Genomic DNA, 264 nt, shown 5'->3' with positions numbered 1-264 from the left:
CCAGCGTGAGCAGTGCCTGGTCGAAGCAGCGGAGCTTCCGCCAGCGGGTGTTACGTGCGCGGCGGTGCTCGTACAGCAGCCAGGCAACATGCTCAACGAGCTCATGCGGGACGTCGAGCGTGGCAGGATACGAAAACCAACAGGGCCCCTTCGGTCGCCGGTGTGCTGAGTGGAATCACCACGCCAACGACGAGGGGCCCTGCCTCGTCACCACAGCCACTGACCAGCCCATTTCACCCGCCAGCACAGGATGAAAGAGGCTCA

At 64.0% G+C, this 264-nt stretch carries 1 pseudogene; it reads right to left on the bottom strand.

The annotated features are described in order from the left end of the window. Nucleotides 1–182, bottom strand: a pseudogene (locus EHS43_RS46105) (IS5/IS1182 family transposase); the annotation flags it as partial. Nucleotides 183–264: the final 82 nt, after the last annotated feature.

It is taken from the genome of Streptomyces sp. RP5T (assembly GCF_003933965.1).
GTDB lineage: Bacteria > Actinomycetota > Actinomycetes > Streptomycetales > Streptomycetaceae > Streptomyces.
The sequence above is the reverse complement of the archived record's forward strand: the minus strand, read 5'-3'. Positions and strand labels throughout refer to the sequence as shown.